At 77.5% G+C, this 253-nt stretch carries 1 protein-coding gene; it reads left to right on the top strand.

The genetic code is table 11. The features are described 5' to 3' along the window. Window positions 1-253: NAD(P)-dependent oxidoreductase (locus AX737_RS14405; RefSeq protein WP_280949073.1), on the top strand; the 253-nt coding region annotated here is incomplete at both ends.

The raw sequence follows: 253 nt of genomic DNA, 5'->3' as shown, positions 1-253 counted from the left end.
GCGGGATCGCCCGCCGCGACCTCGACGCCCTGATCGCCGAGAGCGACGTGCTCTCGCTCCACGTGCCGCTCACCGAGGGGACCCGCGGCCTGATCGGCGCGGAGGCGATCGCCCGGATGCCGAAGGGCGCCGTGCTGATCAACGCGGCCCGCGGCGGCGTGGTGGACGAGGCGGCGGTCGCCGCCGCGCTCCGATCGGGCCATCTCGGCGGCGCGGCCCTCGACGTGTTCGACCGCGAGCCGCTCGACGCCGC

Origin of the sequence: Methylobacterium sp. CCH5-D2 (assembly GCF_001556475.1) — a bacterium.
Classification (GTDB): Bacteria; Pseudomonadota; Alphaproteobacteria; order Rhizobiales; family Beijerinckiaceae; genus Methylobacterium; species Methylobacterium hispanicum.
Note: the sequence above shows the minus strand (reverse complement) of the source record. Positions and strands in the feature narration are given on the sequence as shown.